The sequence below is a fragment of the Ramlibacter sp. AN1133 genome (assembly GCF_037890035.1).
In the GTDB taxonomy this organism is placed as follows: domain Bacteria; phylum Pseudomonadota; class Gammaproteobacteria; order Burkholderiales; family Burkholderiaceae_C; genus Ramlibacter.
The window spans coordinates 105959-131105 of the sequence record NZ_JBBKTQ010000015.1 but is presented as its reverse complement, the minus strand read 5'-3'; the positions used below and the strand labels follow the sequence as shown (position 1 = coordinate 131105).

The window sequence follows — 25147 nt, the reverse complement described above, 5'->3', positions numbered from 1 at the left end:
CTGCAAGAAGAAGGACCTGCCATGCAGAAGAAGCGACCCAACATCCTGCTGATCCTGAACGACGACATGGGCTACTCCGACATCGGCTGCTACGGCGGCGAGGTGGAGACGCCCAACCTGGACCGCCTGGCCGCGCACGGCCTGCGCTTCTCGCAGTTCTACAACACGGCGCGCTGCAGCCCCTCGCGCGCCTCGCTGCTCACCGGCCTGCATCCGCACCAGACCGGCATCGGCATCCTCACCTACGACTCGGGCCCCGAAGGCTACGCGGGCAACCTGAACCAGCGCTGCGCCACCATCGCCGAGGCGCTCAAGCCGGCCGGCTACCGCAGCTACCTGAGCGGCAAGTGGCACGTCTCGAGCAACCTGACGCAGCCCACCGACTCGTGGCCGATGCAGCGCGGCTTCGACCAGTTCTACGGCACCATCATCGGCGCCGGCAGCTTCTACGACCCCAATACGCTCACGCGCGGCAACGAGAACGCGGAGCACGAGGCGCGCGCACCGGGCTTCTTCTACACCGACGCGATCAGCGACGAGGCCGTGCGCATGCTGCGCGAGCACAGGGCCGGCCACGCCGACCAGCCCTTCTTCCAGTACGTGGCCTACACCGCGCCGCACTGGCCGCTGCACGCGCATCCGGAGGACATCGCGAAGTACAAGGGCCGCTTCGACGCCGGCTGGGACCGCCTGCGCGAGCAGCGCCTGGCGCGGCTGGTCGACTCCGGCATCCTCGACGCGCAATGGAAGCTCACCGGCCGCGACCCCCGCCAGCCGGCGTGGACCGACGCCGAGGACCGCGCGTGGCTGGCCAACTGCATGGAGGTGTACGCGGCGCAGATCGACCGCATGGACCAGGGCATCGGCCGCATCCTGCGCGCGCTGGAGGAGACGGGCCAGCTGGAGGACACGCTGGTGATCTTCCTGTCCGACAACGGCGCCTGCGCCGAGGACATCCCGGAGAACGTGACGGTCGACGAGCTGGTGAACAAGCTGATGATCGCCCGCTCGCACACGCGCGACGGCGCCGTGGTGCGCTTCGGCAACGACCCCCACATCGCGCCCGGCCCCGAGGACACGTACCAGAGCTACGGCCAGGCCTGGGCCAACCTGTCGAACACGCCGTTCCGCCTGTACAAGCACTGGACGCACGAGGGCGGCATCTCCACCCCGCTGATCCTGCACTGGCCCAACGGCATCGCCCAGCGCGGCGAGATCCGCCACACGCCCGGCTACCTGCCGGACATCATGGCCACCATCCTCGACGTCACCGGCACGCCTTATCCGGCGCAGCTCGATGGCCGCAGCATCCTGCCGCTGGAAGGCCATTCGCTCAAGCAGTCCTTCGCCGCCGACGCCGGCGCGCGGCCGCCCATGTTCTGGGAGCACGAAGGCAACGGCGCGATGCGCGACGGCAAGTGGAAGCTGGTGCGCGAATACCCGAAGGACTGGGAGCTGTACGACATGGAGGCCGACCGCACCGAGACGCAGGACCTGGCGGCGCGCTACCCGGACCGCGTGGCCGCGATGAAGCTGGCCTACGAGGCGTGGGCACAGCGCTGCGGCGTGCTGCCGCGCGAGAAGGTCGTCGCGCTGATGCGCAGCCAGGGCGTGACCAAGGCGTTCTGGGAAGACGAGTGAAGTCCTGTTGCGTCCCCGCGAGTGCGGAGGCCGCGGCGCCCGCGCCGCTGCCTGCCGCCAGTGGCGCGCGGCCGCAGATTGAGCTCGTGGCGCTGCCGGGCGGGCGTTTCGTCATGGGCACCGATGCCTGCGAAGGCTTCGCCGAGGACGGCGAGGGCCCGGCCCGCGAGGTGGAGGTGAGCCCCTTCCGCATCGCCCCCACGGCCGTCACCAACGCGCAGTTCCGCGCCTTCGTGCGCGCCACCCGCTACATCACCGACGCCGAGGCGGCGGGGTCCTCCTTCGTGTTCTACCTGCAGGTCGAGGTGCAGCGGCGTGCTGCCATCCGCCAGGTCTCGCGCGAGCTGCCCTGGTGGCTGCAGGTCGAAGGCGCCTGCTGGCAGCGTCCGGCCGGCGCTGGCTCCGGCATCGCGGACCGGATGGACCATCCGGTGGTGCACATCTCCTGGAACGACGCGGCCGCCTACTGCGCCTGGGCCGGCCTGCGCCTGCCCACCGAGGCCGAGTGGGAGTACGCGGCGCGCGGCGGGCTGGCGCAGCAGCGCTATCCCTGGGGGGACGCATTCGAGCCCGGGGGCGAGCGCTGCTGCAACACCTGGCAGGGCCACTTCCCCGCGCAACCCGCCCCCGGCTGGGCGCCCGGCACGGTGCCGGCCGATGCCTTCACGCCCAATGGTTACGGCCTCCATAACATGGCGGGCAACGCCTGGGAGTGGTGCGCCGACTGGTTCAGCCCCACCTACCACCGCACGACGGCGGTCCGTGATCCGCTGCAGGAACGCGCCACCGGCCGCCGCTCGCTGCGCGGGGGCTCGTTTCTCTGTCACGAGTCCTACTGCAATCGCTACCGCGTGGCCGCGCGCGGCTCCAACAGCCCGGAGAGCAGCGCCAGCAACCTGGGTTTTCGCGTCGCGGCGCCGGCCGCGGCCGCTGCACTACAGTAACGCCCCATGAATCACATCCTGGCCCTGGACCAGGGCACGACCAGCTCGCGCGCGATCGTCTTCGACCGGCAGGGCCGGGTAGTGGCGCAGGCCCAGCGCGAGTTCGCCCAGCGCTTTCCGCAACCCGGCTGGGTGGAGCACGACGCCCGCGAGATCTGGGCCACGCAGCACGCCGTGGCGCTGGAGGCGCTGCAGCAGGTCGGCGGCGCCGCCGAAATCGCCGCGATCGGCATCACCAACCAGCGCGAGACCACGGTGCTGTGGGACCGCGCGACCGGCCAGCCGGTGGCCAATGCGATCGTCTGGCAGGACCGGCGCACGGCCCCGCGTTGCGACGAGCTGCGCGGCAACACCCGGGCCGCGGCGCACATCCAGCGCAAGACCGGGCTGGTGATCGACGCCTACTTCTCCGGCACCAAGCTCGAATGGCTGCTCGATCACGTGCCCGGCGCGCGCGAGCGCGCGGAGGCCGGCGAACTGGCCTTCGGCACCATCGACAGCTGGCTGGTGTGGAACCTCACCGGCGGCCGCGTGCACGCCACCGATGCCAGTAACGCCTCGCGCACGATGCTGTTCAACCTGCACACGCAGGACTGGGACGACGAGCTGCTGCGCGTGCTGCGCGTGCCGCGCGCCGTGCTGCCGGACGTGCTGCCTTCCAGCGGGGTGCTGGCCGAGACCGAGTCCTCGCTGTTCGGCGCCGCGCTGCCGATCGCGGGCATCGCCGGCGACCAGCAGGCCGCCACCTTCGGCCAGGCCTGCTTCGCCCCCGGGATGGCCAAGAACACCTACGGCACCGGCTGCTTCATGCTGATGAACACCGGCGCGCAGCCGGTGGCCAGCCGCAACCGGCTGCTGACAACCGTGGGCTGGCAAGGGCCTGCCGAGGAGGGGCAGGGTGGGGGCCGGCACCGCACCGCGTATTGCCTGGAGGGCAGTGTCTTCATGGCCGGAGCCACCGTGCAGTGGCTGCGCGACGGCCTGCAGATCATCCAGTCGGCCGAGGAGGTCGAGTCGCTCGCCGCGCAGGTCGATGACACCGGCGACGTGTACCTCGTGCCTGCCTTCGCCGGCCTCGGCACGCCGGACTGGGACGGCTATGCCCGCGGCGCGCTGGTGGGCCTGACGCGCGGCACGACGCGGGCGCACATCGCCCGGGCCGCGCTGGAGGCGATCGCGCTGCAGTCGGCCGACGTGTTCGGCGCCATGACGCGCGACGCCCGCATCCCGCTCACCGAACTGCGCGTGGACGGCGGCGCTTGCCGCAACAACCTGCTGATGCAGATGCAGGCCGACTTCCTCGGCGTGCCGGTGGTGCGGCCGCAGGTGACGGAGACGACCGCGCTCGGCGCCGCCTACCTGGCGGGCCTGGCCACCGGCTTCTGGAGCGGTGGCGACGAGATCGCCGCGCAGTGGCAGGCCGATCGCCGTTTCGAGCCGCGCCTGGGCGAGCCGCAGCGCGTCGCCAAGCTGGCGCGCTGGCGCCAGGCGGTGGAACGCGCCAAGGGGTGGGCGCAGTCTTGACCCCAGGCATGGCACCGCCCGCGGCCCCGACGCGGCGCGAAGAACTGCTGGAACGGCTGACGCAGGGAGGCACCTGGGACCTGGCGGTGGTGGGCGGTGGCGCCACCGGGCTCGGCGTGGCGCTCGACGCGGCCTCGCGCGGGCTGAACGTGGTGCTGCTCGAATCGCACGATTTCGCCAAGGGCACGTCGTCGCGCGCGACCAAGCTGGTGCACGGCGGCGTGCGCTACCTGGCGCAGGGCGACATCGGGCTGGTGCGCGAGGCCCTGCACGAACGCACCACCCTGCTGCGCAACGCACCGCACCTGGCGCAGCCGCTGCCTTTCGTGCTGCCCACGTACAAGCTGTGGGAACTGCCGTTCTACGGCGCCGGGCTGGTGGCGTACGACGCGCTGGCGGGCGTGGCGGGGCTGGGCCGCACCGAGTTCCTCTCCCGCGGCAAGACCCTGGCCGCGCTGCCGACGGCCCGCACCGAAGGCCTCAAGGGCGGGATCCGCTACTGGGACGGCCAGTTCGACGATGCCCGGCTGGCGCTGGCGCTGGCCCGCACCGCCGCGGCGCAGGGTGCGCTGGTGCTCAATTACTGTGGCGTCACGCGCCTGCTGCATGCGCAGGGCCGGCTGACCGGCCTGGTCGCGCGCGACGCCGAGACCGGACGCGAGTTCGAGGTGCACGCGAAGTGCATCGTGAATGCGGCGGGCGTGTGGGTCGACGCCCTGCGCCAGGAGGATGCCAAGGCGATCGGCCGGCCGGTGCGGCCGATGGTGGCGCCGAGCCAGGGCGTGCACGTGGTGGTGGACCACGCGTTCCTGCCCGGCCAGCACGCGCTGATCGTGCCCAGGACGGCCGACGGCCGCGTGCTGTTCGCCGTGCCCTGGCTGGGCAAGCTGATCCTGGGGACCACCGACACGCCGCGCGACGACCTGCCCCGCGAGCCGCGGCCGCTCGGCCACGAGCTCGATTTCATCCTCGGCGAGGCCGGGCGCTACCTCGTCAAGGCCCCGGGCACGCAGGACATCCGCAGCGTCTGGGTCGGGCTGCGGCCGCTGGTCAAGCCGGTGGGCAATGGCGACGAGCCGACCAAGGCGCTCAGCCGCGAGCACACGGTGCTGGTGAGCCGCTCCGGCCTGGTCACGGTGACCGGCGGCAAATGGACGACCTACCGCGCGATGGCGGAGGACGTGCTGGAAAAATGCTTCGACGCCCATTTGCTGCCGCGGGCTGCCTCCGGAGTGACCGCCAGCTTGCCGCTGGTCGGGGCGCCGGACGCGGGGGCGGTGGCGACGCCCTTGAGCGCGGCGCCGGGGCTGCATCTGTATGGATCCGAGGCGGCGCAGGTCGAAGCGCTGGCCGCCGGCCCGCGCGACCTGGGGGGCGGCCTGACCGAAGCCATGGTGCGCTTCGCCGCGCGGCATGAATATGCCCGGACGGTCGAAGACGTGCTGGCGCGGCGGTTCCGGCTGCTGTTCCTGGATGCGAGGATGGCGGGGGAGCTGGCGCAGGAGGTGGGGGCGCTGCTGCGCGAGGAGACTGGGGTGGATCCGCAGGTGGAGGGGTTCCGGGAGCTGGCGGGGTCTTATATGCGGGGGGCGTGATATCCCAGGGGGCTTCCCGGGGGCTGGCCCCGTAGGCTGGCGCTGAGCCGCGCCAGCGCGTCCGAGCGCTGCAAGGCAGCGCGTAGTCCGAGGCGAAGCCTGGGCCAGCCCAGCGCTTCGCGCTATCGCTGGGCTTTCGCTTCGCTCCAGCGCCAGCCTACGTTCGCACCAGTGCCAGCCTGCGAGTTCGCAGCCTGCGCGAGGTGCCCCCTGGCGCGGGTTTGTAGGACCCAGTTGACAATCCCCGCCCATCTGCCATAATCGCGGGCTCGCCTTTTAGGAGGCGGGTTGGCATGTCCATGTCGCTTTCCTCGGAAGCGACGTCGCCCACTCGGAACTGACGGGCCCGTCAGCAACAGCCGCCAGCGGCTGTGGGGGTCCTTCGGAGACGACGGGCCCAAGACTGCCCCGATGCCCTGCCGGAAATAGTTCTGTCAGGGATTGTTCGGGTCAAGTTGGGAATAACTGAAATGATCCAGACTGAATCTCGGCTCGAAGTCGCCGACAACACCGGCGCGAAGTCCGTTCTTTGCATCAAGGTGCTGGGCGGTTCCAAGCGTCGCTACGCGTCCGTCGGCGACGTCATCAAGGTGAGCATCAAGGAAGCCGCTCCGCGGGGTCGCGTCAAGAAGGGCGAGATCTACAGCGCCGTGGTCGTCCGCACCGCCAAGGGCATCCGCCGCGGCGACGGCTCCCTCATCAAGTTCGACGGCAACGCCGCCGTGCTGCTCAACAACAAGCTGGAGCCCATCGGCACCCGCATCTTCGGCCCGGTCACGCGCGAACTGCGCACCGAGAAGTTCATGAAGATCGTGTCCCTGGCCCCGGAAGTCCTGTAAGGAACCGCCATGAACAAGATCCGCAAGGGTGACCAGGTCATCGTGCTGACCGGCCGCGACAAGGGCAAGCGCGGCACGGTGGTGCTGCGCAAGGACGACGAGCACGTCGTCGTCGAAGGCATCAACCTGGTGAAGAAGCACACCAAGCCGAACCCGCTGAAGGGGACGACCGGCGGCATCGTGGAGAAGTCCATGCCGATCCACATCTCCAACGTGGCGATCTACAACGCCGCCACCGGCAAGGCCGACCGCGTCGGCATCAAGACGGACGGCGATTCGCGCAAGCGCGTCTTCAAGTCTTCCGGCGAAGAAATCAAGGCCTGACCATGCCCGCACGTCTGCAAGATCACTACCGCACCAAGGTCGCCCCCGAGCTGACCGAGAAGTTCGGCTACAAGTCGCCGATGCAAGTGCCGCGCATCACCAAGATCACGCTGAACATGGGCGTGAGCGAGGCCGTGGCCGACAAGAAGGTCATGGACAACGCCGTCGGCGACCTGACCAAGATCGCCGGCCAGAAGCCCGTGGTGACCAAGGCCAAGAAGGCCATCGCCGGCTTCAAGATCCGCGAACAGCAGGCCATCGGCACGATGGTCACGCTGCGCGGCCAGCGCATGTACGAATTCCTGGATCGTTTCATCACCGTGGCCCTGCCGCGCGTGCGCGACTTCCGTGGTGTCAGCTCCCGCGCCTTCGACGGCCGCGGCAACTACAACATCGGCGTCAAGGAACAGATCATTTTCCCGGAAATCGAGTACGACAAGGTCGACGCCATCCGCGGCCTGAACATCTCGATCACCACCACGGCGAAGACGGACGAAGAGTGCAAGGCACTGCTGGCCGGCTTCCGTTTCCCGTTCAAGTCCTGATAGGTGCACTGTGGCAAAAACTGCTTTGATCCAGCGTGAACTGAAGCGTGACAAGCTGGTCGCCCAGTACGCGAAGAAGTACGAAGAGCTCAAGACCATCTCCAACGATGCGAAGAAGAGCGACGAAGAGCGCATGGCCGCCCGCCACGCCCTGCAGAAGCTCCCCCGCAACGCGAACCCCACCCGCCAGCGCAATCGCTGCGAGCTGACCGGCCGCTCGCGCGGCACCTTCCGCCAGTTCGGCATCGCGCGTCACAAGATCCGCGAGCTGGCCTTCTCCGGGGACATCCCCGGCATCGTCAAGGCCAGCTGGTAAGCGCGGGCAGGAGATTCAGATATGAGCATGAGTGATCCCATCTCCGACCTGCTGACGCGTATCCGTAACGCGCAGATGGTCTCCAAGGCGACGGTGTCGGTGCCCTCTTCCAAGGTGAAGGTGGCCATCGCCCAGGTGCTGAAGGACGAGGGTTACATCGACGGCTTCCAGGTGAAGACCGAAGGCGGCAAGAGCGAACTCGAGATCGCCCTGAAGTACTACGCCGGCCGTCCCGTGATCGAACGCATCGAGCGCGTGAGCCGTCCCGGCCTGCGCGTGTACAAGGGCCGCGACGCGATCCCCCAGGTCATGAACGGCCTGGGCGTCGCCATCGTCACCACCCCCAAGGGCGTGATGACGGACCGCAAGGCGCGCGCGACCGGTGTCGGTGGCGAAGTGCTGTGCTACGTCGCCTGACCGGAGGAAACTGACAAATGTCCCGAGTCGGAAAAATGCCGGTCGCCGTCCCCCAGGGCGTCGACGTGGCCATCAAGGAAGACCAGATCAGCGTCAAGGGCACGGGCGGCACTCTGCAGCTCGCCCTGAACAAGCTGGTCAAGGTGAGCAACGAGTCTGGCAAGCTGACGTTCATCCCCGTGGATGAATCGCGCGAAGCCAACGCCATGAGCGGCACCATGCGCCAGCTGGTGAACAACATGGTCCAGGGCGTCACCAAGGGCTTCGAGAAGAAGCTGAACCTGGTCGGCGTGGGCTACCGTGCCGCCGCCCAGGGCAACAAGCTGAACCTGCAGGTCGGCTACTCGCATCCCGTGAACATCGAGATGCCCGCCGGCATCACCGTGGCGACCGCCACCCCGACGGAAATCGTCGTCAAGGGTGCCGACCGCCAGCGCGTGGGCCAACTGGCCGCCGAGATCCGCGCCGTCCGCCCGCCCGAGCCGTACAAGGGCAAGGGCATCCGCTACGCGGACGAGAAGATCACGATCAAAGAGACGAAGAAGAAGTAAGGAGCATGACGATGTTGACCAAGAAGGAACAGCGTCTGCGCCGTGCGAAGCAGACCCGCATCCGCATCGCCAAGCAGGGCACGGCCCGCCTGACGGTGAACCGTACCAACCTGCACATCTACGCGAGCCTGATCTCCGAAGACGGCGCCAAGGTGCTGGCCACCGCCTCCACCGCGGAAGCCGAAGTGCGTTCGCAGCTGGGTGGTTCGGGCAAGGGCGCCAATGTCGCCGCCGCCCAGATCATTGGCAAGCGCATCGCCGAGAAGGCCAAGGCCGCCGGCGTCGAGCGCGTCGCGTTCGACCGCGCGGGCTTCGCCTACCACGGCCGCGTCAAGGCGCTGGCCGAGGCCGCCCGCGAAGCGGGCCTGCAGTTCTAACGGACACGGAAGATCGATATGGCAAAGATTCAAGCTAACCGCCAGGGCGACGGTCCGGAAGACGGCCTGCGCGAGAAGATGATCGCGGTGAACCGCGTGACCAAGGTGGTCAAGGGCGGCCGGATCCTCGGTTTCGCCGCGCTCACCGTGGTCGGCGACGGCGACGGCAAGGTCGGCATGGGCAAGGGCAAGTCCAAGGAAGTGCCGCTGGCCGTGCAGAAGGCGATGGACGAAGCGCGCCGCAACATGACCAAGGTGTCGCTGAAGAACGGCACCCTGCACCACATGGTGCTGGGCCAGCACGGCGCGGCCCGCGTGATGATGGCGCCGGCCCCCAAGGGCACCGGCATCATCGCCGGCGGCCCGATGCGCGCCGTGTTCGAGGTGGTGGGCATCACCGACGTCGTGGCCAAGAGCCATGGGTCGACGAACCCCTACAACATGGTCCGCGCCACCCTCGATGCGCTGAAGAACGCCACCACCCCCGGTGACGTGGCGGCCAAGCGCGGCAAGTCGGTCGAAGAGATCTTCGCCGCTTAAGGAGTCGCAGACAAATGGCGAACGAACAGAAGAAGACGGTGAAGGTGCAGCTGGTGCGCAGCCCCATCGGCACCAAGCAGTCCCACCGCGACACCGTGCGCGGCCTGGGCCTGCGCAAGCTCAACTCCACCAGCGAGCTGGAAGACACCCCGGCCGTGCGCGGAATGATCAACAAGGTCGACTACCTGGTGAAGGTGCTCTGACATGGAACTCAACAACATCAAGCCCGCCGACGGCTCGAAGAAGCCGCGTCGCCGCGTCGGCCGCGGCATCGGCTCCGGCCTGGGCAAGACCGCCGGCCGCGGCCACAAGGGCCAGAAGTCCCGCGCGGGCGGCTACCACAAGGTCGGCTTCGAAGGCGGCCAGATGCCGCTGCAGCGCCGCCTGCCCAAGCGCGGCTTCAAGTCGCACAACCTGCAGTTCAACGGCGAAGTGACGCTGGCGCAGCTCGAGCTGCTGGGCGCCGCCGAGGTCGATCTGCTGTCGCTCAAGGCCGCCGGCCTGGTGGCGCAGCAGGTCAGGACCGTCAAGGTCATCAAGACCGGTGAGCTGAAGAAAGCCGTCAAGCTGACGGGTATCGGCGCGACCGCGGGTGCCAAGGCTGCCATCGAGGCGGCCGGCGGCTCCCTGGCGTAAAGCGACTGACCAGAAAGGCTCCCGTGGCAACCAACGCAGCCCAGATCGCGAAGACCGGAAAGTTCGGCGACCTGCGTCGCCGGCTGGTGTTCCTTCTGCTGGCACTGGTGGTCTACCGCATCGGCGCGCACATCCCCGTGCCCGGCATCAACCCGGACCAGCTCGCGCAGCTGTTCAAGGGCCAGCAGGGCGGCATCCTGAGCCTGTTCAACATGTTCTCGGGTGGCGCTCTGAGCCGGTTCACCGTGTTCGCGCTGGGCATCATGCCCTACATCTCGGCCTCGATCATCATGCAGCTGCTGACGTACGTCCTGCCGCAGTTCGAGCAGCTGAAGAAGGAGGGCGAGGCCGGCCGGCGCAAGATCACCCAGTACACCCGCTACGGCACGCTGGGCCTGGCTTTGTTCCAGTCGCTGGGCATCGCCATGGCGCTGGAAGGCTCGGCGGGCCTGGTGCTGAACCCGGGCTTCGGCTTCCGCATGACCGCGGTGGTCACGCTCACGTCCGGCACGATGTTCCTGATGTGGCTGGGCGAGCAGATCACGGAACGGGGTCTCGGCAACGGCATCTCGATCCTGATCTTCGCCGGCATCGCCGCGGGCCTGCCCAACGCGATCGGCGGACTGCTGGAACTGGTGCGCACCGGCGCGATGGGTCCCCTGGTGGCGATCTTCATCGTGGCGGTGGTGTTCCTGGTCACGTGGTTCGTGGTGTTCGTCGAACGCGGCCAGCGCAAGATCCTCGTGAACTATGCGCGCCGCCAGGTGGGCAACAAGGTCTACGGGGGCCAGTCTTCGCACCTGCCGCTGAAGCTCAACATGTCCGGCGTGATCCCGCCGATCTTCGCCTCGTCGATCATCCTGCTGCCCGCCACGGTGGTCAGCTGGTTCTCGACCGGCGATGGCATGCGGTGGCTCAAGGACATTGCGAGCACGCTGAGCCCCGGCCAGCCGATCTATGTCATGCTTTACGCTGCGGCGATCGTCTTCTTCTGCTTCTTCTACACGGCGCTGGTCTTCAACAGCCGCGAGACGGCGGACAACCTGAAGAAGAGCGGCGCGTTCGTCCCGGGCATCCGTCCGGGCGAGCAGACGGCGAAGTACATCGACAAGATCCTGGCGCGGCTGACGCTCGCCGGCGCGATCTACATCACCTTCGTGTGCCTGCTGCCGGAGTTCCTGATCCTGAAGTACAACGTTCCGTTCTACTTCGGCGGGACTTCGCTGCTGATCATCGTGGTCGTCACGATGGACTTCATGGCGCAGGTCCAGAACTACCTCATGAGCCAGCAGTACGAATCGCTGCTGAAGAAGGCGAACTTCAAGACGTCACTCGGTGGCTGAGGCTGATCGTGTCCAAGGACGATGTGATCCAGATGCAGGGAGAGGTGGTCGAGAACCTCCCCAATGCAACCTTCCGCGTGAAGCTGGAGAACGGGCACATGGTGCTGGGACACATTTCGGGAAAGATGCGGATGCACTACATCCGCATCCTGCCGGGTGACAGGGTCACCGTGGAATTGACGCCCTACGACTTGTCGCGGGCACGGATCGTGTTTCGGTCGAAGTAACTGGCCGGATAGGAATTAGGAGAACACAAATGAGAGTTTCGGCTTCCGTCAAGAAGATCTGCCGCAACTGCAAGATCATCCGCCGCAAGGGCGTGGTCCGCGTGATCTGCACCGATCCGCGCCACAAGCAGCGCCAGGGCTGACACGCCAGGGCCGACAGAGATTTAGAGGACAGACATGGCACGTATTGCTGGCATCAACATTCCGCCGCATCAGCACACCGAGATCGGCCTGACCGCGATCTTCGGCATCGGCCGCACGCGCGCGCGCAAGATCTGCGAAGCGGTGGGCATCGCCTACTCCAAGAAGGTGAAGGACCTGACCGACGCCGACATGGAGAAGATCCGCGACCAGATCGCCCAGTTCACGATCGAGGGCGACCTGCGCCGCGAGACGACGATGAACATCAAGCGGCTGATGGACATCGGCTGCTACCGCGGCTTCCGCCATCGCCGTGGCCTGCCGATGCGCGGCCAGCGCACCCGCACCAACGCCCGCACCCGCAAGGGTCCGCGCAAGGCGGCACAGGCGCTGAAGAAATAAATCCGGAAGAGAGTTAAGACACCATGGCCAAGGCTCCTGCCAACAACGCCGCGCAGCGTGTGCGCAAGAAGGTCCGCAAGAACGTGAGCGACGGCGTCGCCCACGTGCACGCGTCCTTCAACAACACGATCATCACGATCACCGACCGCCAGGGCAACGCTCTGTCCTGGGCCTCCTCCGGTGGCCAGGGCTTCAAGGGCTCGCGCAAGTCGACCCCGTTCGCCGCCCAGGTGGCCTCGGAAGTCGCCGGCCGCGCCGCGATGGAGCAGGGCATCAAGAACCTGGACGTCGAGATCCGTGGCCCCGGCCCGGGCCGCGAGTCCTCCGTGCGAGCGCTGGCCGCGCTGGGCATCCGCATCACGTCGATCTCCGACGTGACGCCGGTCCCGCACAACGGCTGCCGCCCGCAGAAGCGCCGCCGTATTTAAACGGACAGAACACGGTTTGCTATCGCAAGCCGTGTCCTTGTGTTTGTTAAGCCCACCGCCTGCGGCAACACAGCTGCAGGCTCCCGCGCCAACAGGGCGCGGTAGTCATTTGAAGGAAAGTTAAAGTGGCACGTTATCTCGGCCCCAAGGCCAAGCTCTCCCGCCGTGAAGGCACCGACCTGTTCCTGAAGAGCGCCCGCCGCGCCATCAGCGACAAGGCGAAGTTCGACTCCAAGCCCGGCCAGCACGGCCGCACTTCCGGCCAGCGCACGTCCGACTTCGGCCTGCAGCTGCGCGAGAAGCAGAAGGTCAAGCGCATGTACGGCGTGCTGGAGCGCCAGTTCCGCCGCTACTTCGAGGAAGCCGACCGCCGCAAGGGCAACACCGGCGCCAACCTGCTGTTCCTGCTGGAGTCCCGCCTGGACAACGTCGTGTACCGCATGGGCTTCGGCTCCACGCGCGCGGAAGCCCGCCAGCTCGTGGGCCACAAGGCCATCACGGTCAACGGCAAGGCCATCAACATCCCGTCGTACCAGGTCAAGGCCGGCGACGTGGTCGCGGTGCGCGAGAAGTCGAAGAAGCAGAACCGCGTCGTCGAGGCCCTGCAGCTGGCCACGCAGGTCGGCATCCCGGCCTGGATCGAGGTGAACGTCGACAAGGCCGAGGGCACCTTCAAGAAGGTCCCGGACCGCGACGAATTCGGCGCCGACATCAACGAATCGCTGATCGTCGAGCTCTACTCCCGTTAAGGGACCGGACGCGGCTGCACCCGCAGCTTCGTTCCACGAAGTTTTTGTTCCCGGCGCGGGGCACCGTGACCGGACCCCAGCCTTACCGGTGTAACGAGCCGGGGGTATTGAGAGGAAAGTCCTGCATGCAAACCAACCTGCTGAAACCCAAGTCCATCAACGTGGAACAGCTTGGCACCAACCGCGCCAAGGTGACCCTGGAGCCGTTCGAGCGTGGCTACGGCCACACGCTGGGCAACGCGCTGCGCCGGGTCCTGCTCTCGTCGATGGTGGGTTACGCGGCGACCGAGGTGACCATCGCCGGCGTCCTGCACGAGTACTCGTCGATCGACGGGGTGCAGGAAGACGTCGTGGGCATCCTGCTGAACCTCAAGGGCGTGGTGTTCAAGCTCCACAACCGCGATGAAGTGACCCTGTCCCTGCGCAAGGACGGCGAAGGCGTCGTCACCGCAGCCGACATCCAGACCCCGCACGACGTCGAGATCATCAATCCCGACCACGTGATCGCCACCCTGTCGCAAGGCGGCAAGATCGACATGCAGATCAAGGTGGAGAAGGGCCGCGGCTACGTGCCCGGCAACGTTCGCCGCTACGGCGACGAGCCCACCAAGTCGATCGGCCGCATCGTGCTGGACGCGTCGTTCTCGCCGGTCCGGCGCGTGAGCTACACGGTCGAAAGCGCCCGCGTGGAGCAGCGCACGGACCTGGACAAGCTGGTCATGGAGATCGAGACCAACGGTGCGATCACCGCCGAGGACGCCGTGCGCGCCTCCGCCAAGATCCTGGTCGAACAGCTGGCCGTGTTCGCGCAGCTGGAAGGCTCGGAACTGGCCGCGTTCGACGCGCCGGTGCAGCGCAGCTCGCAGCAGTTCGACCCGATCCTGCTGCGCCCGGTCGACGAACTCGAACTGACGGTGCGGTCCGCGAACTGCCTGAAGGCCGAGAACATCTACTACATCGGTGACCTGATCCAGCGCACCGAGAACGAGCTGCTCAAGACCCCGAACCTGGGCCGCAAGTCGCTCAACGAAATCAAGGAAGTGCTCGCCTCGCGCGGCCTGACCCTTGGCATGAAGCTCGAGTCCTGGCCGCCTGCGGGCCTGGACAAGCGTTAAGGAAAGCGGACAGCCGGACGCAGAGGACGCAAAGGGTACGCAGAGGACGCAAAAGAAAACCTCTAAAGTTTTCTTCGTCTTCTTTGCGTCCTCTGCGTACCCTTCGCGTCCTCTGCGTCCGGAAGTTTGTTTTTGACTGGTGTCCCCCCAGTACCTGATCCGGCTGGGGAACTCATAAGGAAAGGAAAAACACCATGCGCCACGGCCACGGCCTTCGCAAACTCAATCGCACCAGCGAGCACCGCCTCGCGATGCTGCGCAACATGATGAATTCGCTGATCGAGCACGAGGTCATCAAGACCACCGTGCCGAAGGCGAAGGAACTGCGCCGCGTCGTCGAGCCCATGCTCACGCTGGGCAAGGAACCCACGCTGTCGAACAAGCGCCTGGCCTTCGACCGCCTGCGCAATCGCGACAACGTGGCCAAGCTGTTCAACGAACTCGGCCCGCGCTACAAGGCGCGTCCGGGCGGCTACACCCGCATCCTGAAGATGGGCTTCCGCGTGGGCGACAACGCCCCGATGGCGCTCGTCGAACTGGTGGACCGTCCCGAGCCCACGGAAGCTCCTGCCGGTGAGCAGGGCGCTGCCGAATAAGCTATAATTCGATCTCTGACGCGCGGTGGAGCAGCCTGGTAGCTCGTTGGGCTCATAACCCAAAGGTCGCAAGTTCAAATCTTGCCCGCGCAACCAAATTCAACGCCCACTTTCGAGTGGGCGTTTTTCTTTGCTCAGAGCAACTGCTCGAGCTCGTGCCAGCTCGCCGGCTTCGTCAGGTGGGCATCGAAACCCGCATCGAGCGACTTTTCGCGATCGGCCTCGGAGCCCCAGCCGGTCAGCGCCACGATGCGGGTGGAGTGGGCGCGCACGGATTGGCGCAGCCGCTGGCAGACCTCGTAGCCGCTCATCCCCGGCATGCCGATGTCCAGCAGGACCAGGTCGAAATCGCGTTCGTCCGCCACGGCGAGCGCGCTCGGGCCGTCGTAGGCGAGCTGCACGCTGTGGCCGGCCCGGACGAAGAGGGCCGCGACCGCATCGGCGGCATCGCGGTTGTCGTCGACCACCAGCACGCGCCGTGGAAGGCCCCCGCTGGTCCCGAGCAAGGCCGGGACGCGCGGCGCGCGCTGCGTCGAGGGGATCCGCACGACGAAGGTCGCCCCGCGTCCCGGCCCTTCGCTGTACGCACGGATGCTGCCGCCGTGAAGCTCGATGAGCCGCCTGGACAGCGACAGGCCCATGCCGAGCCCCGGCGGGCCGAGGTGGTCCGGCGTGCGCACCTGGAAGAACGGATCGAAGATGCGTTCGAGCTTCTCGGGCGCGATGCCGATGCCGGTGTCGCTGACGCTGATCTCCGCCTCCGCCGGCCCGACGGCTGCGCGCACGGTGATGAGCGCGCCGGGGGCCGAGAACTTGGCCGCGTTGTGGAGGAGGTTCGTGACCACCTGCGTGAGGCGCACCGGGTCCACGTGCGCCGCCAGCGGGCCCTGCGGCAGTTCGGCCACGAGATGCTGGCCGCCCGCCTCGATGTGCGGCTTCACGGCATCGACCGCGTCGCCGACGACCGCGCGCAGGTCGGCGTCCTGCAGGCGCATGACCAGCGTGCCGCGGGCGATGCGCGACACGTCGAGCAGGTCTTCGATCAGGCGCGTCATGTGCCTGACCTGCCGGTCCATCATCTGCACCGTGCGCGCCGCCACCTCGGGCGGCGGGGCGCCTTCCAGCAGGTCCACCCCGCTGCGGATCGGCGCGAGCGGGTTGCGCAGTTCGTGCGCGAGGGTGGCGATGAACTGGTCCTTCTTGCCGTCCTCGTCCCGCAGCTGCTGGTGCGCGGCGCGCAGGTTCGCCAGGCTCTCGGACAGCTTCGCCTCGCGCAGCCGGATGGCGCGGCCGGCGTGCTCCATCGCGTGCGCGAGATGGTCGAACTGCCAGATGCCGGTGGCCACCGGTACCACCTCGCGTCCTTCCTCCAGCGCCTTGGCCAACGCCTCGAGCCGCGAGACCGGCTGCGTGATGGGCTGCACCGCCCACCATGACAGCAGCAGCGCCAGCAGCACGACGGCCGCGCCCGCGCCGGCGACCATCGCGACGCTCGTCCGCAGCTTCCGCTGCATCGCGGCGGCGGGGATGGCGACGACGGAGCTCCAGCCGGACTTGCCGGAGCGCGCGAAGGCGAGCCAGGCCGAATTGCCTTCCTTGGTCGGGCCGTCCACGCGGCCGACCGGGCCGGGCAGCGCCTGCATCGCGCTCCAGACTTCGGGGAGCGCCTTGGTCCCCACGTACTGGCCGGGGTTGCGCGTGCGCGCGATGATGGTCCCTTCCTGGTCCAGCACCGCGGCGATCCAGTGGGGCGGCAGTCCCGACGAGAGCAGCAGCTCCGACAGCCTGGAGGACAGCAGGCCCGCGGCGAGGACGAACCGGACCTCGCCCCCGAAGATCACCGGCACGACGACGCCCACCGTCGGCTGCTTCACGGTTTCGGAAACGAAGAGCGACGACACGAAGGGCTGGCCGGTGCGGAACGGGGTCGCCAGCACCGACATGTCCTTGCGCGGCGGCAGTGGCTCGCCGTAGGCGACCGCCGTCGAAACGATGCGCCGCCCCTCCCGGTCGTACAGGATGATGACGCTGTTTCCCGCGAGGCCCACGGCCGATCGCGCCTGCGCGTGGAAGGCACGGAAATCCATGTCCCGCAGCGACGGCGAGGCCGCGAGAACCTGCAGCCCGGTGATCGCGCCGGAAAGCTCGCGGTCGATGGCCTGCATGGCCGCCGCGGCCGTGCGCGAGGCAGCTTCGCGCGCCAGGCTTTCCGCGCTGCGGCTGTGCGAGAAGACCAACGCCACCGCGAACGCGAGGAGCGGCACGGCAGTGGCCAGCACCAGCAGCACGAGCCGGCTCTGGATGCTGAGTCCCTTCGTGAAGGCACGCCGGCGCGGCCCGTCGAACAGCAACGGTGGGTTCTTCAAGAGCGCCCTCCTTTGCGCGCGGTTACCGGCGGCTGCGCGGGCCGTTCCAGGGCGGCGCCATCGGAAGGCCGCGAGGATGCTGACGAGTAAGCCCCCGGAGTGCGGGCGCCACCTTGACCTGGGTCAAGGCCCTCCCGCGCAGCCTTGCGTCGCCACGACGCCGCGGCGCACGCGCTCGAGTCCGAGGTGGGACGCCGATCGCAAAACCGATGGCGTGAGGGCTTTTTCTTTGCCGCGTACCCTTCGCGCTCCCCGCACCAAGGAGCCCGCATGGCCGATCTCAGCGCCTTTCCCATCACGAAGAAGTGGCCGGCCCGGCACGCCGACCGCATCCAGCTGTACTCGCTGCCCACGCCCAACGGCGTGAAGGTCTCGATCGCGCTGGAGGAGACGGGGCTGCCCTACGAGCCGCACCGCGTCGCCTTCGAGAACAACGACCAGCTCTCGCCCGAGTTCCTGTCGCTCAACCCGAACAACAAGATCCCCGCCCTCATCGATCCGCAGGGGCCGGCCGGAAGGCCGCTGCCGCTGTTCGAATCGGGCGCGATCCTCCTCTATCTCGCCGAGAAGAGCGGCAAGCTGATGCCGCGCGATCCGGCGCGCCGCTGGGAAACGATCCAGTGGCTGATGTTCCAGATGGGCGGCGTCGGGCCCATGTTCGGCCAGCTCGGGTTCTTCCACAAGTTCGCCGGCAAGGACTACGAGGACAAGCGCCCGCGCGACCGCTACGCCAGCGAATCGAAGCGGCTGCTCGGCGTGCTGGAGCAGCACCTGAAGGGCCGCCAGTGGATGGCGGGCGAGGAATACACCATCGCCGACATCGCGATCTTCCCCTGGGTGCGCAACCTCGTGGGCTTCTACGGGGCCGGCGAACTGGTGGAGTTCTCGCGTTTTCCCGAGGTGCAGCGGGTGCTCGATGCCTTCGTCGCCCGGCCGGCGGTGGTGCGCGGCCTGGAAATCCCGCAGAAGGACGCCTGAGGCCCGGGCGTCGCAATTAAGCACGCTTCGCCCAAAAGGCGGGCGAATGCCATGCATGGGCTCGGAAACGCGCCCTTACACTTGGCCGGCCATGAACAAGGACGAACTGCGCGCCGCGCTGGCCGAGGCGGCGCCCCTGCTGCGACGCGCCACGTTGTTCGCCGTCGTCGGCGCGCTGCTGGTCCTGATGCCCAGCTGGTACATGCTGGAGGTCTACGACCGCGTCGTGGGCAGCCGCAGCCACTTCACGCTGGCGATGCTCACCGTGCTGGTGATCGGCGCGTACATCGTGATGGAGGTGCTGGACTGGGCCGCCGCCAGCGTGCTGCACGAGGCGGGGCTGCGCTTCGAGCGCCGCCTGGCGCCGCGCGTGTTCGACGCCTGCTTCGCCGCCAACCTGCGCAAGCTGGCCGCCGGCGGGCTGCAGCCCCTGCAGGACCTGCAGGTGCTGCGCGACATGTTCCAGGGCCCGGCGGTGCGCGCGGCGATGGAAGTGCCGGTGGCGGCCGTCTTCCTGGCGATCGAGTTCGCGATCCACCCGCTGCTCGGATGGATCACGCTGCTGGGTGCCGTCGTGCAGGCGGGGGTGGCGTGGAGCAACGAACGCGGCACGCACCAACCCATGGTGGACGCCAACCGCGCCGCGCGCGAGGCGCAGCTCTATGCCGACGCGTCGCTGCGCAACGCGCAGGTCATCGAGGCCATGGGCATGCTGCCGGACATCCACCGGCGCTGGATGCAGCGGCAGCACGACTACCTCGCGCAGCAGGCCACGGCGTCGGACCGCGGCGGCAGCTGGCAGGCCGTCTCGCGCTTCGTGCAGACGACGATGGCTTCGGCGCTGCTCGGGCTGGCCGCGTGGCTGGTGCTGCGCGGCGAACTGCAGAACGGCGGCGGCCTGCTGATCGTGGCTTCGATCCTCGGCGGCCGGGTGCTGGCGCCGCTGGTGGCGCTGATCGCGCAGTGGCGCACGGTGGTGGGCGCGCGCGATGCCTGGGAGCGCCTCGCCAAGCTGCTGGCCACGATCCCCGCGCGGCCGGCCGCGATGGCCCTGCCGGCACCGAGCGGCCGGCTGGCCGCCGAGAACCTGGTCGTGCCGGTGCCGGGCAGCAACGCGCCGGTGCTCCGGGGCGTGAGCTTCTCGCTCCAACCCGGCGAGGTGCTGGCGGTGATCGGCCCGACCGCTTCGGGCAAGACCACGCTGGCGCGGACGCTGGTGGGCCTGTGGCCCTCCGCGGGCGGCAAGGTGCGGCTCGACGGCGTCGACGTGTTCGGCTGGGACAAGACCGAACTCGGCCCGCACGTGGGTTACCTGCCGCAAGGCGTCGAACTGTTCGACGGCACGGTCGCCGAGAACATCGCGCGTTTCGACGCACCCGATGCCGCGCGCGCCGAAGCCGCCGCGCGCAAGGTCGGCCTGCACGAGTTCATCCTCTCGCTGCCGCAAGGCTACGACACCGAAATCGGCAACGAGGGGGCGCGCCTCTCCGGCGGCCAGCGGCAGCGCCTCGCCCTCGCGCGGGCCCTGTACGGCGAGCCGGTCTTCGTCGTGCTCGACGAACCGAACGCCAGCCTGGACGAGGCCGGCGATCGTGCGCTGGCCGAAGCCATCGCCGCCGGCAAGGCGCGCGGCACCACCTTCGTCGTCATGACCCACCGCACCAGCATCCTGGGCGTGAGCGACAAGCTGCTGGTGCTCGCCGACGGCCAGGTGCAGGCCTTCGGCCCGCGCGACCAGGTGCTGGCCAAGCTGCAGAAGGCGACGCAGCAGGCGCAGGCCGCGGCGCGGGCCCTGCAGCCGCAACCCGCCGTGAAGGAAAGCTGATGGCCTCGCCTGCCACCTCCGGACACCGGCTGGGCGCCGTGCTGTGGTCGTTCCGGCGCGAGTTCGCCGCCGTGGGCCTCTTCAGCGGCGTGGCCAACCTGCTGCTGCTCTCGCCCACGCTCTACATGCTGCAGGTCTACGACCGCGTCATGCTGAGCCAGAGCGAGCTCACCCTGCTGGCCGTCTCGCTGATCACGCTGTTCCTGTTCGCGGCCCTGGCCTTCGCGGAATGGGTGCGCTCGCGCGTCCTCGTGCGCACCAGCATGCGGCTGGACCGGCAGCTCGGCACGCGCGTGTTCAACGCCAGCTTCGAGGCGTCGCTGCGCGAGGCGGGGCACAGCCCCGCGAAGGCCTTCAACGACCTCGCGCAGGTGCGGCAGTTCCTCACCGGCGCCGGCATCTTCGCCTTCTTCGATGCACCCTGGGTGCCGATCTACCTCGCGGTGACCTTCTTCCTGCATCCGATGCTCGGATGGCTGGCGCTGGCCTTCGCGGCGCTGCAGGTGCTGCTGGCGTGGATCGGCCACCACCGCACCGTGCAGCCGGCGCTGGAGTCCTCGCGCGCGGCTTCGGAGCTGAACCTGTACCTGCAGGGCAAGCTGCGCAACGCGGAGACGCTGGAGGCCATGGGCATGCTGGCCGCGCTGCGCGCGCGCTGGCAGCAGCGCCAGCGGCGGGCGGTCGCGCGCCACACGGCATCGCAGGACGTGGCGCAGCGCGTGGCGTCGCTCAGCAAGTTCGTGCGCTACACGCAGCAGTCGCTGACGCTGGCCGCCGGCGCGCTGCTGGTGATCGACGGCCAGCTCACGCCGGGCGCGATGATCGCGGCCAACGTGCTGATGGCGCGCGCGCTGGCGCCGATCGACATGGTGGTGAGCAACTGGCGCAGCTTCGTCTCCGCGCAGGCGGCATGGATCCGGCTGCGGGGGCTGCTGGCGGCCTTCCCGCCAGGGCGTTCGCAGGCGCCGCGGCCGCGTCCCGCCGGCGCGCTGCAGGTGCGCGGGCTCGTCGCCACCGCGCCGGGGCGCGCGGCCCCCATCCTCCAGGGCATGGACCTCGAGATCGCCGCCGGCCAGACGGTGGTGGTGCTCGGGCCTTCCGGTTCGGGCAAGTCCACGCTCGCCCGCTGCCTGGTCGGCATCTGGCCCGACACGCAGGGCGAGGTGCTGCTCGATGGCGAGCCGCTCACCGCATGGTCGCGCGAGGCGCTGGGCCCGCACATCGGCTACCTGCCGCAGGACGTGGAGCTGTTCGACGGCAGCATCGCCGACAACATCGCGCGCATGGCCAAGCCGGACGCGGCCAAGGTGATCGCGGCGGCGCGCGCCACCGGCCTGCACGACGCCATCCTGCGCCTGCCCAAGGGCTACGACACGCCCATCGGCGATGCGGGCGGCGTGCTCTCCGGCGGCCAGCGCCAGCGGCTCGCGCTCGCGCGGGCCCTGTACGGCGAGCCGGCGCTGCTGGTGCTGGACGAACCGAATTCCAACCTCGACGACGCCGGCGAGGCCGCGCTGGCCGAGGCGATCCGCGAGCTGCGGCGGCAAGGCCGCACGCTGGTGCTGATCACGCACCGCCTCAACGCGCTGCAGCTGGCCGACCGCGTGCTGGTGCTGCGCGACGGCACCGTCGCCGCGTGGGGGCCGCCGGCTTCCGTGCTGCCGCCGCTGCGCGCGGGCACTCCGCCCGGCGGCGCCGGTGGCGCGACGCCGCAACCCGCCTGAACTTCCTGGAAAGCTCACGATGGCCCTCCTGCCCTTTCCCAAGACCCGGGTCCCGCCCCCGCCGCCGCAGCGCGAGGACGCGCCCGATGCGGTGGCGGTCCCGGACGACGCGCGCAAGCCCGTCCGCATCGGCCTGTGGGTGATCGCCATCGGCTTCGGCGGCTTCCTGCTGTGGGCCGCGACGGCGCCGCTCGACGAAGGCGTGGTCGCGCCCGGCAGCGTCTCGATCGACACTCGGCGCAAGCCGGTGCAGCACCTCACCGGGGGCATCGTGCGCGAGGTGCTGGTGCGCGAAGGCCAGGAAGTGCGCGAAGGGCAGCCGCTGATCCGCCTCGACCAGGGCGTGGCCAAGGCGAACTACGAAGCTTCGCGCCAGCGCTACCTGGGCCTGCGCGCGGTGCAGACGCGCCTGCTGGCGGAGGCGGCCGGCAAGGCCTCCATCCAGTGGCTGCCCGAATTGCAGCAGGCTGCCGCGCAGGACCCGCTGATCCGCCAGCAGATGGACAACCAGCAGCAGCTGCTGGCGTCGCGGCGCGCCTCGCTCGCCGCCGAAGTGCAGGGCATGCAGGAGAGCATCCGCGGCCAGGAAGGCCTGATCGCCTCGTACCAGCAGATGATGGAGAGCCGCAAGGGCCAGATGGGGCTGCTGCAGGACGAGCTGAAGAACACGCGCGAACTGGTGCAGGAAGGCTACACGCCGCGCAACCGCCAGCTCGAACTCGAACGCATGGCGGCCGACTCGACGACCGCGCAGGCGGAACTCCAGGGCAACCTGGTGCGGGCGCGCCAGACCATCTCGGAGCTGCGCCAGCGCGTGCTGCAGCGCCAGCAGGAATACCGCAAGGAGATCGAGCAGCAGCTCGCCGATGCCTCGCGCGAGGTGATCGCCGAAGGGGAGAAGTTCCGCTCGATGGAGAGCGACCTGGCGCGCACCGAGATCCGCTCGCCCGCGACCGGGCAGGTGGTGGGCCTGGCGATGCAGACGGTGGGCGGGGTGGTGCAGCCGGGCCAGAAGCTGATGGACATCGTGCCGGGCCACGAGCCGCTGCTGCTGGAAGCGCGCGTGCAGCCGCAGTTCATCGACCGCGTGCGCCCCGGGCTGCCGGTGGACATCCGCTTCTCCGCCTTCGCGCATTCGCCGCAGCTGGTGGTGCAAGGCAAGGTGAGCTCGATCTCCGGCGACCTGATCGTGGAGAACCAGAACACGCCGCCGTATTACCTGGCGCGGGTGAGCGTCACCCCCGAGGGCCTGCGCAAGCTGGGCACGCGGCAGATGCAGCCCGGCATGCCGGCGGAGGTGGTGTTCAGGACCGGCGAGCGCACGCTCCTGACCTACCTGCTGCATCCGCTCACGAAGCGCGTCGCCGCTTCGATGAAGGAGGAGTGAACTTGGCCCGCGACCGCACATCCGCCGCGTGGGGGCGGCGGAGCTGGGTGGCTTGCGTGTGCGCTGGCCTGGCCAGCACCGCCCTGGCCGCGCCGCTGGACCTCGCGCAGGCGTGGCAGGCGGCACTGGCCAACGATGCGCAATTGCGCGCGGCGCGCGCCACGGCGCAAGCCAATCGCGAACGCGTGCCGCAGGCCGAGGCGCAGCTCAAGCCGCAGGTGAACCTGAACATGCAGCGCAGCCGCAACGAGCTGCGCTCCGAGTCCGCCGGCCTGCTGGGCGAGCCGGTGCAGCAGCACCTGTTCTACGGCGCGGGCACGGATTCGCTCACGCTGCGGCAGCCGCTCTACCGGCCCCAGCTCACCGCGCAGCTGCGGCAGGCGCGCGCGCTCGCGGCCAATGGCGACGCGCTGTTCGAGGAGGAACAGCAGAAGCTGGTGATGCGGCTGACGCAGTCCTACCTGGAGGCGCTGCAGGCCGAGGAGCAACTGCGGCTGGTGGGCGTGCAGCGCGTGGCCTACCTCGCGCAGCTCGATGCGGCGCGCAAGGGCTTCGCCGGCGGCAGCGGCACGCGCACCGACATCGACGAGGCGCAGGCGCGCCTGGACCTGAACACGGCGCAGGAACTGGAGGCGCGCCAGTCGGTGGACTTCGCGCGCCGGCAGCTCGCGGTGATGGTGGGGCAGCCCGTGACCGAGCTGGTGGCCCTGGATCCCGCGCGGCTGCCCCTCGCCGTGCCCGAACCGGCGCGCCTGGAGGACTGGGTCGCGCGCGCGGAAACGGCCAGCCCCGAGGTGCGCGCGGCGGCGGCCAACCTTCAGGCGGCGCGCCACGAAGTCGAGCGCGTGCGCGCGGGCCACCTGCCCACCCTCGACGCGGTGGCGCAGCTCTCGCGCAGCGACAGCGACAACCCCACCCGGGTCGACACCCGCTACACGCAGAAGACCATCGGCGTGCAGCTGAACGTGCCCCTGTACCAGGGCGGCCTGGTGCAGTCGCAGATCCGGCAGGCGCTCGCCGATGTCGAGCGCTACGAAAGCGTGCTCGAGGGCCTCAAGCAGGACCTCTCCTCGCGCGTGCACCGCGAGTTCCGCGGCGTCACCGAAGGCATCGCGCGGGTGCGGGCGCTCGAACAGGCCGTGCGCTCCAGCGAGCAGCTGGCGCTCTCCAGCCGCCGCTCGCAGCAGGGCGGCAGCCGCACGCTGGTGGACGTGCTGAACGCGGAGCAGCAACTCGGCACCGCGCGGCGCGACCTGGCGCAGGCGCGCTTCACCTACCTGCTGTCCATCGTGCGCTTGCGCGCGCTGGCGGGCGAGCTCACGGAGGGGAGCATCGGCGAAGTGAATCGCTGGCTGGTGGGCGGCGCACCCGGGCTCGACCCCCCGCTCGCCGATGCGCGGCCGGCGGCGGAATCAGGCCTGCGCCTGCGGGGCAGCGAAGCCCTCCGGCGCTGACGCGCAAGAGGGTTTACGCGCGCCCTTCGGGTTCTCCCTGAGAAGGCGGCGCACCGCGGGCCCCGCGCGTCGGGTATTAGGCGCGTTCCCTAATTGGGGTATGGCTGGGTCGAATGGGAACTGTTAGAAACCGTTTCCCTGCCTTACATTTTCCGCCCCCAAC

General features: G+C 69.0%; 28 protein-coding genes and 1 tRNA gene. 28 read left to right on the top strand and 1 reads right to left on the bottom strand.

Going from position 1 to position 25147, the window contains the following annotated elements; all coding sequences use genetic code 11:
• Positions 1-21: 21 nt before the first annotated feature.
• The 23 genes from WG923_RS20025 to WG923_RS19915 all read left to right on the top strand — a co-directional run bounded on the left by WG923_RS20025 (position 22) and on the right by WG923_RS19915 (position 15346).
• Positions 22-1641: an arylsulfatase gene (locus WG923_RS20025; protein WP_340352754.1), complete on the top strand. Its 1620-nt coding sequence runs from the start codon at positions 22-24 to the stop codon at positions 1639-1641.
• Between the two features lie 86 nt (positions 1642-1727).
• Positions 1728-2585 carry a formylglycine-generating enzyme family protein gene (locus WG923_RS20020; RefSeq protein ID WP_340352753.1) on the top strand — a complete coding sequence of 286 codons (858 nt, stop codon included), beginning with the start codon at positions 1728-1730 and terminating at the stop codon, positions 2583-2585.
• A gap of 6 nt (positions 2586-2591) precedes the next feature.
• Complete coding sequence (glpK, locus tag WG923_RS20015) at positions 2592-4109, top strand: glycerol kinase GlpK (protein WP_340352752.1); 1518 nt, start codon at positions 2592-2594, stop codon at positions 4107-4109.
• Between the two features lie 8 nt (positions 4110-4117).
• Positions 4118-5704 carry a glycerol-3-phosphate dehydrogenase/oxidase gene (locus WG923_RS20010; protein WP_340352751.1) on the top strand — a complete coding sequence of 529 codons (1587 nt, stop codon included), beginning with the start codon at positions 4118-4120 and terminating at the stop codon, positions 5702-5704.
• Positions 5705-6174: 470 nt separating this feature from the next.
• Positions 6175-6543, top strand: coding sequence for a 50S ribosomal protein L14 (rplN, locus tag WG923_RS20005; RefSeq protein ID WP_193675928.1), 369 nt, complete (start codon positions 6175-6177; stop codon positions 6541-6543).
• Between the two features lie 9 nt (positions 6544-6552).
• Positions 6553-6867: a 50S ribosomal protein L24 gene (gene rplX / locus WG923_RS20000; RefSeq protein ID WP_340352750.1), complete on the top strand. Its 315-nt coding sequence runs from the start codon at positions 6553-6555 to the stop codon at positions 6865-6867.
• A gap of 2 nt (positions 6868-6869) precedes the next feature.
• A complete protein-coding gene (rplE, locus tag WG923_RS19995) occupies positions 6870-7412 on the top strand; it encodes a 50S ribosomal protein L5 (RefSeq protein WP_340352749.1) in 543 nt (180 codons plus the stop codon).
• A 10-nt stretch (positions 7413-7422) separates the two neighbouring features.
• Positions 7423-7728 carry a 30S ribosomal protein S14 gene (rpsN, locus tag WG923_RS19990; protein WP_340352748.1) on the top strand — a complete coding sequence of 102 codons (306 nt, stop codon included), beginning with the start codon at positions 7423-7425 and terminating at the stop codon, positions 7726-7728.
• A gap of 21 nt (positions 7729-7749) precedes the next feature.
• Entirely contained in the window at positions 7750-8145 is a 396-nt protein-coding gene (rpsH, locus tag WG923_RS19985) for a 30S ribosomal protein S8 (protein ID WP_340352747.1), read from the top strand.
• 17 nt (positions 8146-8162) lie between these two features.
• Positions 8163-8696 (top strand): 50S ribosomal protein L6, encoded by a 534-nt coding sequence (rplF, locus tag WG923_RS19980; protein ID WP_340352746.1) that lies wholly within the window; start codon positions 8163-8165, stop codon positions 8694-8696.
• Between the two features lie 11 nt (positions 8697-8707).
• Positions 8708-9073: a 50S ribosomal protein L18 gene (rplR, locus tag WG923_RS19975; RefSeq protein WP_340352765.1), complete on the top strand. Its 366-nt coding sequence runs from the start codon at positions 8708-8710 to the stop codon at positions 9071-9073.
• Positions 9074-9091: 18 nt separating this feature from the next.
• Complete coding sequence (rpsE, locus tag WG923_RS19970) at positions 9092-9613, top strand: 30S ribosomal protein S5 (protein ID WP_340352745.1); 522 nt, start codon at positions 9092-9094, stop codon at positions 9611-9613.
• Between the two features lie 14 nt (positions 9614-9627).
• Positions 9628-9816: a 50S ribosomal protein L30 gene (rpmD, locus tag WG923_RS19965; protein WP_340352744.1), complete on the top strand. Its 189-nt coding sequence runs from the start codon at positions 9628-9630 to the stop codon at positions 9814-9816.
• 1 nt (position 9817) lies between these two features.
• Positions 9818-10249: a 50S ribosomal protein L15 gene (gene rplO / locus WG923_RS19960; protein WP_340352743.1), complete on the top strand. Its 432-nt coding sequence runs from the start codon at positions 9818-9820 to the stop codon at positions 10247-10249.
• Positions 10250-10272: 23 nt separating this feature from the next.
• Positions 10273-11592 (top strand): preprotein translocase subunit SecY, encoded by a 1320-nt coding sequence (secY, locus tag WG923_RS19955; RefSeq protein ID WP_340352742.1) that lies wholly within the window; start codon positions 10273-10275, stop codon positions 11590-11592.
• Positions 11593-11600: 8 nt separating this feature from the next.
• The gene (infA, locus tag WG923_RS19950) at positions 11601-11819 is read left to right on the top strand and encodes a translation initiation factor IF-1 (protein WP_340352741.1); all 219 of its coding nucleotides are present in this window, start codon (positions 11601-11603) and stop codon (positions 11817-11819) included.
• Between the two features lie 29 nt (positions 11820-11848).
• The gene (gene rpmJ / locus WG923_RS19945) at positions 11849-11962 is read left to right on the top strand and encodes a 50S ribosomal protein L36 (protein WP_011481465.1); all 114 of its coding nucleotides are present in this window, start codon (positions 11849-11851) and stop codon (positions 11960-11962) included.
• Between the two features lie 34 nt (positions 11963-11996).
• Positions 11997-12362 (top strand): 30S ribosomal protein S13, encoded by a 366-nt coding sequence (gene rpsM / locus WG923_RS19940; protein ID WP_340352740.1) that lies wholly within the window; start codon positions 11997-11999, stop codon positions 12360-12362.
• A gap of 23 nt (positions 12363-12385) precedes the next feature.
• Complete coding sequence (rpsK, locus tag WG923_RS19935) at positions 12386-12790, top strand: 30S ribosomal protein S11 (RefSeq protein ID WP_187075650.1); 405 nt, start codon at positions 12386-12388, stop codon at positions 12788-12790.
• A 125-nt stretch (positions 12791-12915) separates the two neighbouring features.
• On the top strand, positions 12916-13539 hold the full coding sequence (gene rpsD / locus WG923_RS19930; RefSeq protein ID WP_340352739.1) for a 30S ribosomal protein S4: 624 nt from the start codon (positions 12916-12918) through the stop codon (positions 13537-13539).
• A gap of 125 nt (positions 13540-13664) precedes the next feature.
• Entirely contained in the window at positions 13665-14654 is a 990-nt protein-coding gene (locus tag WG923_RS19925) for a DNA-directed RNA polymerase subunit alpha (protein WP_340352738.1), read from the top strand.
• 194 nt (positions 14655-14848) lie between these two features.
• The gene (gene rplQ, locus WG923_RS19920; protein ID WP_340352737.1) at positions 14849-15250 is read left to right on the top strand and encodes a 50S ribosomal protein L17; all 402 of its coding nucleotides are present in this window, start codon (positions 14849-14851) and stop codon (positions 15248-15250) included.
• 19 nt (positions 15251-15269) lie between these two features.
• Positions 15270-15346: transfer RNA gene (locus WG923_RS19915), tRNA-Met, on the top strand.
• A gap of 38 nt (positions 15347-15384) precedes the next feature.
• Here WG923_RS19915 and WG923_RS19910 read toward each other — a convergent pair.
• Positions 15385-17616: a hybrid sensor histidine kinase/response regulator gene (locus tag WG923_RS19910; RefSeq protein ID WP_340352736.1), complete on the bottom strand. Its 2232-nt coding sequence runs from the start codon at positions 17614-17616 to the stop codon at positions 15385-15387.
• Positions 17617-17886: 270 nt separating this feature from the next.
• Here WG923_RS19910 and WG923_RS19905 point away from each other — a divergent pair, with 270 nt between their 5' ends.
• From WG923_RS19905 to WG923_RS19885, 5 genes are all read left to right on the top strand, one after another.
• Positions 17887-18594: a glutathione S-transferase N-terminal domain-containing protein gene (locus WG923_RS19905; protein WP_340352735.1), complete on the top strand. Its 708-nt coding sequence runs from the start codon at positions 17887-17889 to the stop codon at positions 18592-18594.
• A 91-nt stretch (positions 18595-18685) separates the two neighbouring features.
• Positions 18686-20419, top strand: coding sequence for a type I secretion system permease/ATPase (locus WG923_RS19900; RefSeq protein WP_340352734.1), 1734 nt, complete (start codon positions 18686-18688; stop codon positions 20417-20419).
• Positions 20419-22143, top strand: coding sequence for a type I secretion system permease/ATPase (locus tag WG923_RS19895; protein WP_340352733.1), 1725 nt, complete (start codon positions 20419-20421; stop codon positions 22141-22143). Before WG923_RS19900 ends, WG923_RS19895 begins: the two co-directional genes overlap by 1 nt.
• 19 nt (positions 22144-22162) lie before the next feature.
• Positions 22163-23530 (top strand): HlyD family type I secretion periplasmic adaptor subunit, encoded by a 1368-nt coding sequence (locus tag WG923_RS19890; RefSeq protein WP_340352732.1) that lies wholly within the window; start codon positions 22163-22165, stop codon positions 23528-23530.
• A 56-nt stretch (positions 23531-23586) separates the two neighbouring features.
• Positions 23587-24984 (top strand): TolC family outer membrane protein, encoded by a 1398-nt coding sequence (locus tag WG923_RS19885; protein ID WP_340352731.1) that lies wholly within the window; start codon positions 23587-23589, stop codon positions 24982-24984.
• Positions 24985-25147: the final 163 nt, after the last annotated feature.

Bases quoted from the DNA above. Each gene is read 5' to 3' on its own strand.
- WG923_RS20025 (WP_340352754.1), top strand. From the start codon at position 22: ATGCAGAAGAAGCGACCCAACATCCTGCTGATCCTGAACGACGACATG.
- glpK (WP_340352752.1), top strand. From the start codon at position 2,592: ATGAATCACATCCTGGCCCTGGACCAGGGCACGACCAGCTCGCGCGCG.
- WG923_RS20010 (WP_340352751.1), top strand. From the start codon at position 4,118: ATGGCACCGCCCGCGGCCCCGACGCGGCGCGAAGAACTGCTGGAACGG.
- rplN (WP_193675928.1), top strand. From the start codon at position 6,175: ATGATCCAGACTGAATCTCGGCTCGAAGTCGCCGACAACACCGGCGCG.
- rplX (WP_340352750.1), top strand. From the start codon at position 6,553: ATGAACAAGATCCGCAAGGGTGACCAGGTCATCGTGCTGACCGGCCGC.
- rplE (WP_340352749.1), top strand. From the start codon at position 6,870: ATGCCCGCACGTCTGCAAGATCACTACCGCACCAAGGTCGCCCCCGAG.
- rpsH (WP_340352747.1), top strand. From the start codon at position 7,750: ATGAGCATGAGTGATCCCATCTCCGACCTGCTGACGCGTATCCGTAAC.
- rplF (WP_340352746.1), top strand. From the start codon at position 8,163: ATGTCCCGAGTCGGAAAAATGCCGGTCGCCGTCCCCCAGGGCGTCGAC.
- rplR (WP_340352765.1), top strand. From the start codon at position 8,708: ATGTTGACCAAGAAGGAACAGCGTCTGCGCCGTGCGAAGCAGACCCGC.
- rpsE (WP_340352745.1), top strand. From the start codon at position 9,092: ATGGCAAAGATTCAAGCTAACCGCCAGGGCGACGGTCCGGAAGACGGC.
- rpmD (WP_340352744.1), top strand. From the start codon at position 9,628: ATGGCGAACGAACAGAAGAAGACGGTGAAGGTGCAGCTGGTGCGCAGC.
- rplO (WP_340352743.1), top strand. From the start codon at position 9,818: ATGGAACTCAACAACATCAAGCCCGCCGACGGCTCGAAGAAGCCGCGT.
- rpmJ (WP_011481465.1), top strand. From the start codon at position 11,849: ATGAGAGTTTCGGCTTCCGTCAAGAAGATCTGCCGCAACTGCAAGATC.
- rpsM (WP_340352740.1), top strand. From the start codon at position 11,997: ATGGCACGTATTGCTGGCATCAACATTCCGCCGCATCAGCACACCGAG.
- rpsK (WP_187075650.1), top strand. From the start codon at position 12,386: ATGGCCAAGGCTCCTGCCAACAACGCCGCGCAGCGTGTGCGCAAGAAG.
- WG923_RS19925 (WP_340352738.1), top strand. From the start codon at position 13,665: ATGCAAACCAACCTGCTGAAACCCAAGTCCATCAACGTGGAACAGCTT.
- rplQ (WP_340352737.1), top strand. From the start codon at position 14,849: ATGCGCCACGGCCACGGCCTTCGCAAACTCAATCGCACCAGCGAGCAC.
- WG923_RS19905 (WP_340352735.1), top strand. From the start codon at position 17,887: ATGGCCGATCTCAGCGCCTTTCCCATCACGAAGAAGTGGCCGGCCCGG.
- WG923_RS19900 (WP_340352734.1), top strand. From the start codon at position 18,686: ATGAACAAGGACGAACTGCGCGCCGCGCTGGCCGAGGCGGCGCCCCTG.
- WG923_RS19895 (WP_340352733.1), top strand. From the start codon at position 20,419: ATGGCCTCGCCTGCCACCTCCGGACACCGGCTGGGCGCCGTGCTGTGG.
- WG923_RS19890 (WP_340352732.1), top strand. From the start codon at position 22,163: ATGGCCCTCCTGCCCTTTCCCAAGACCCGGGTCCCGCCCCCGCCGCCG.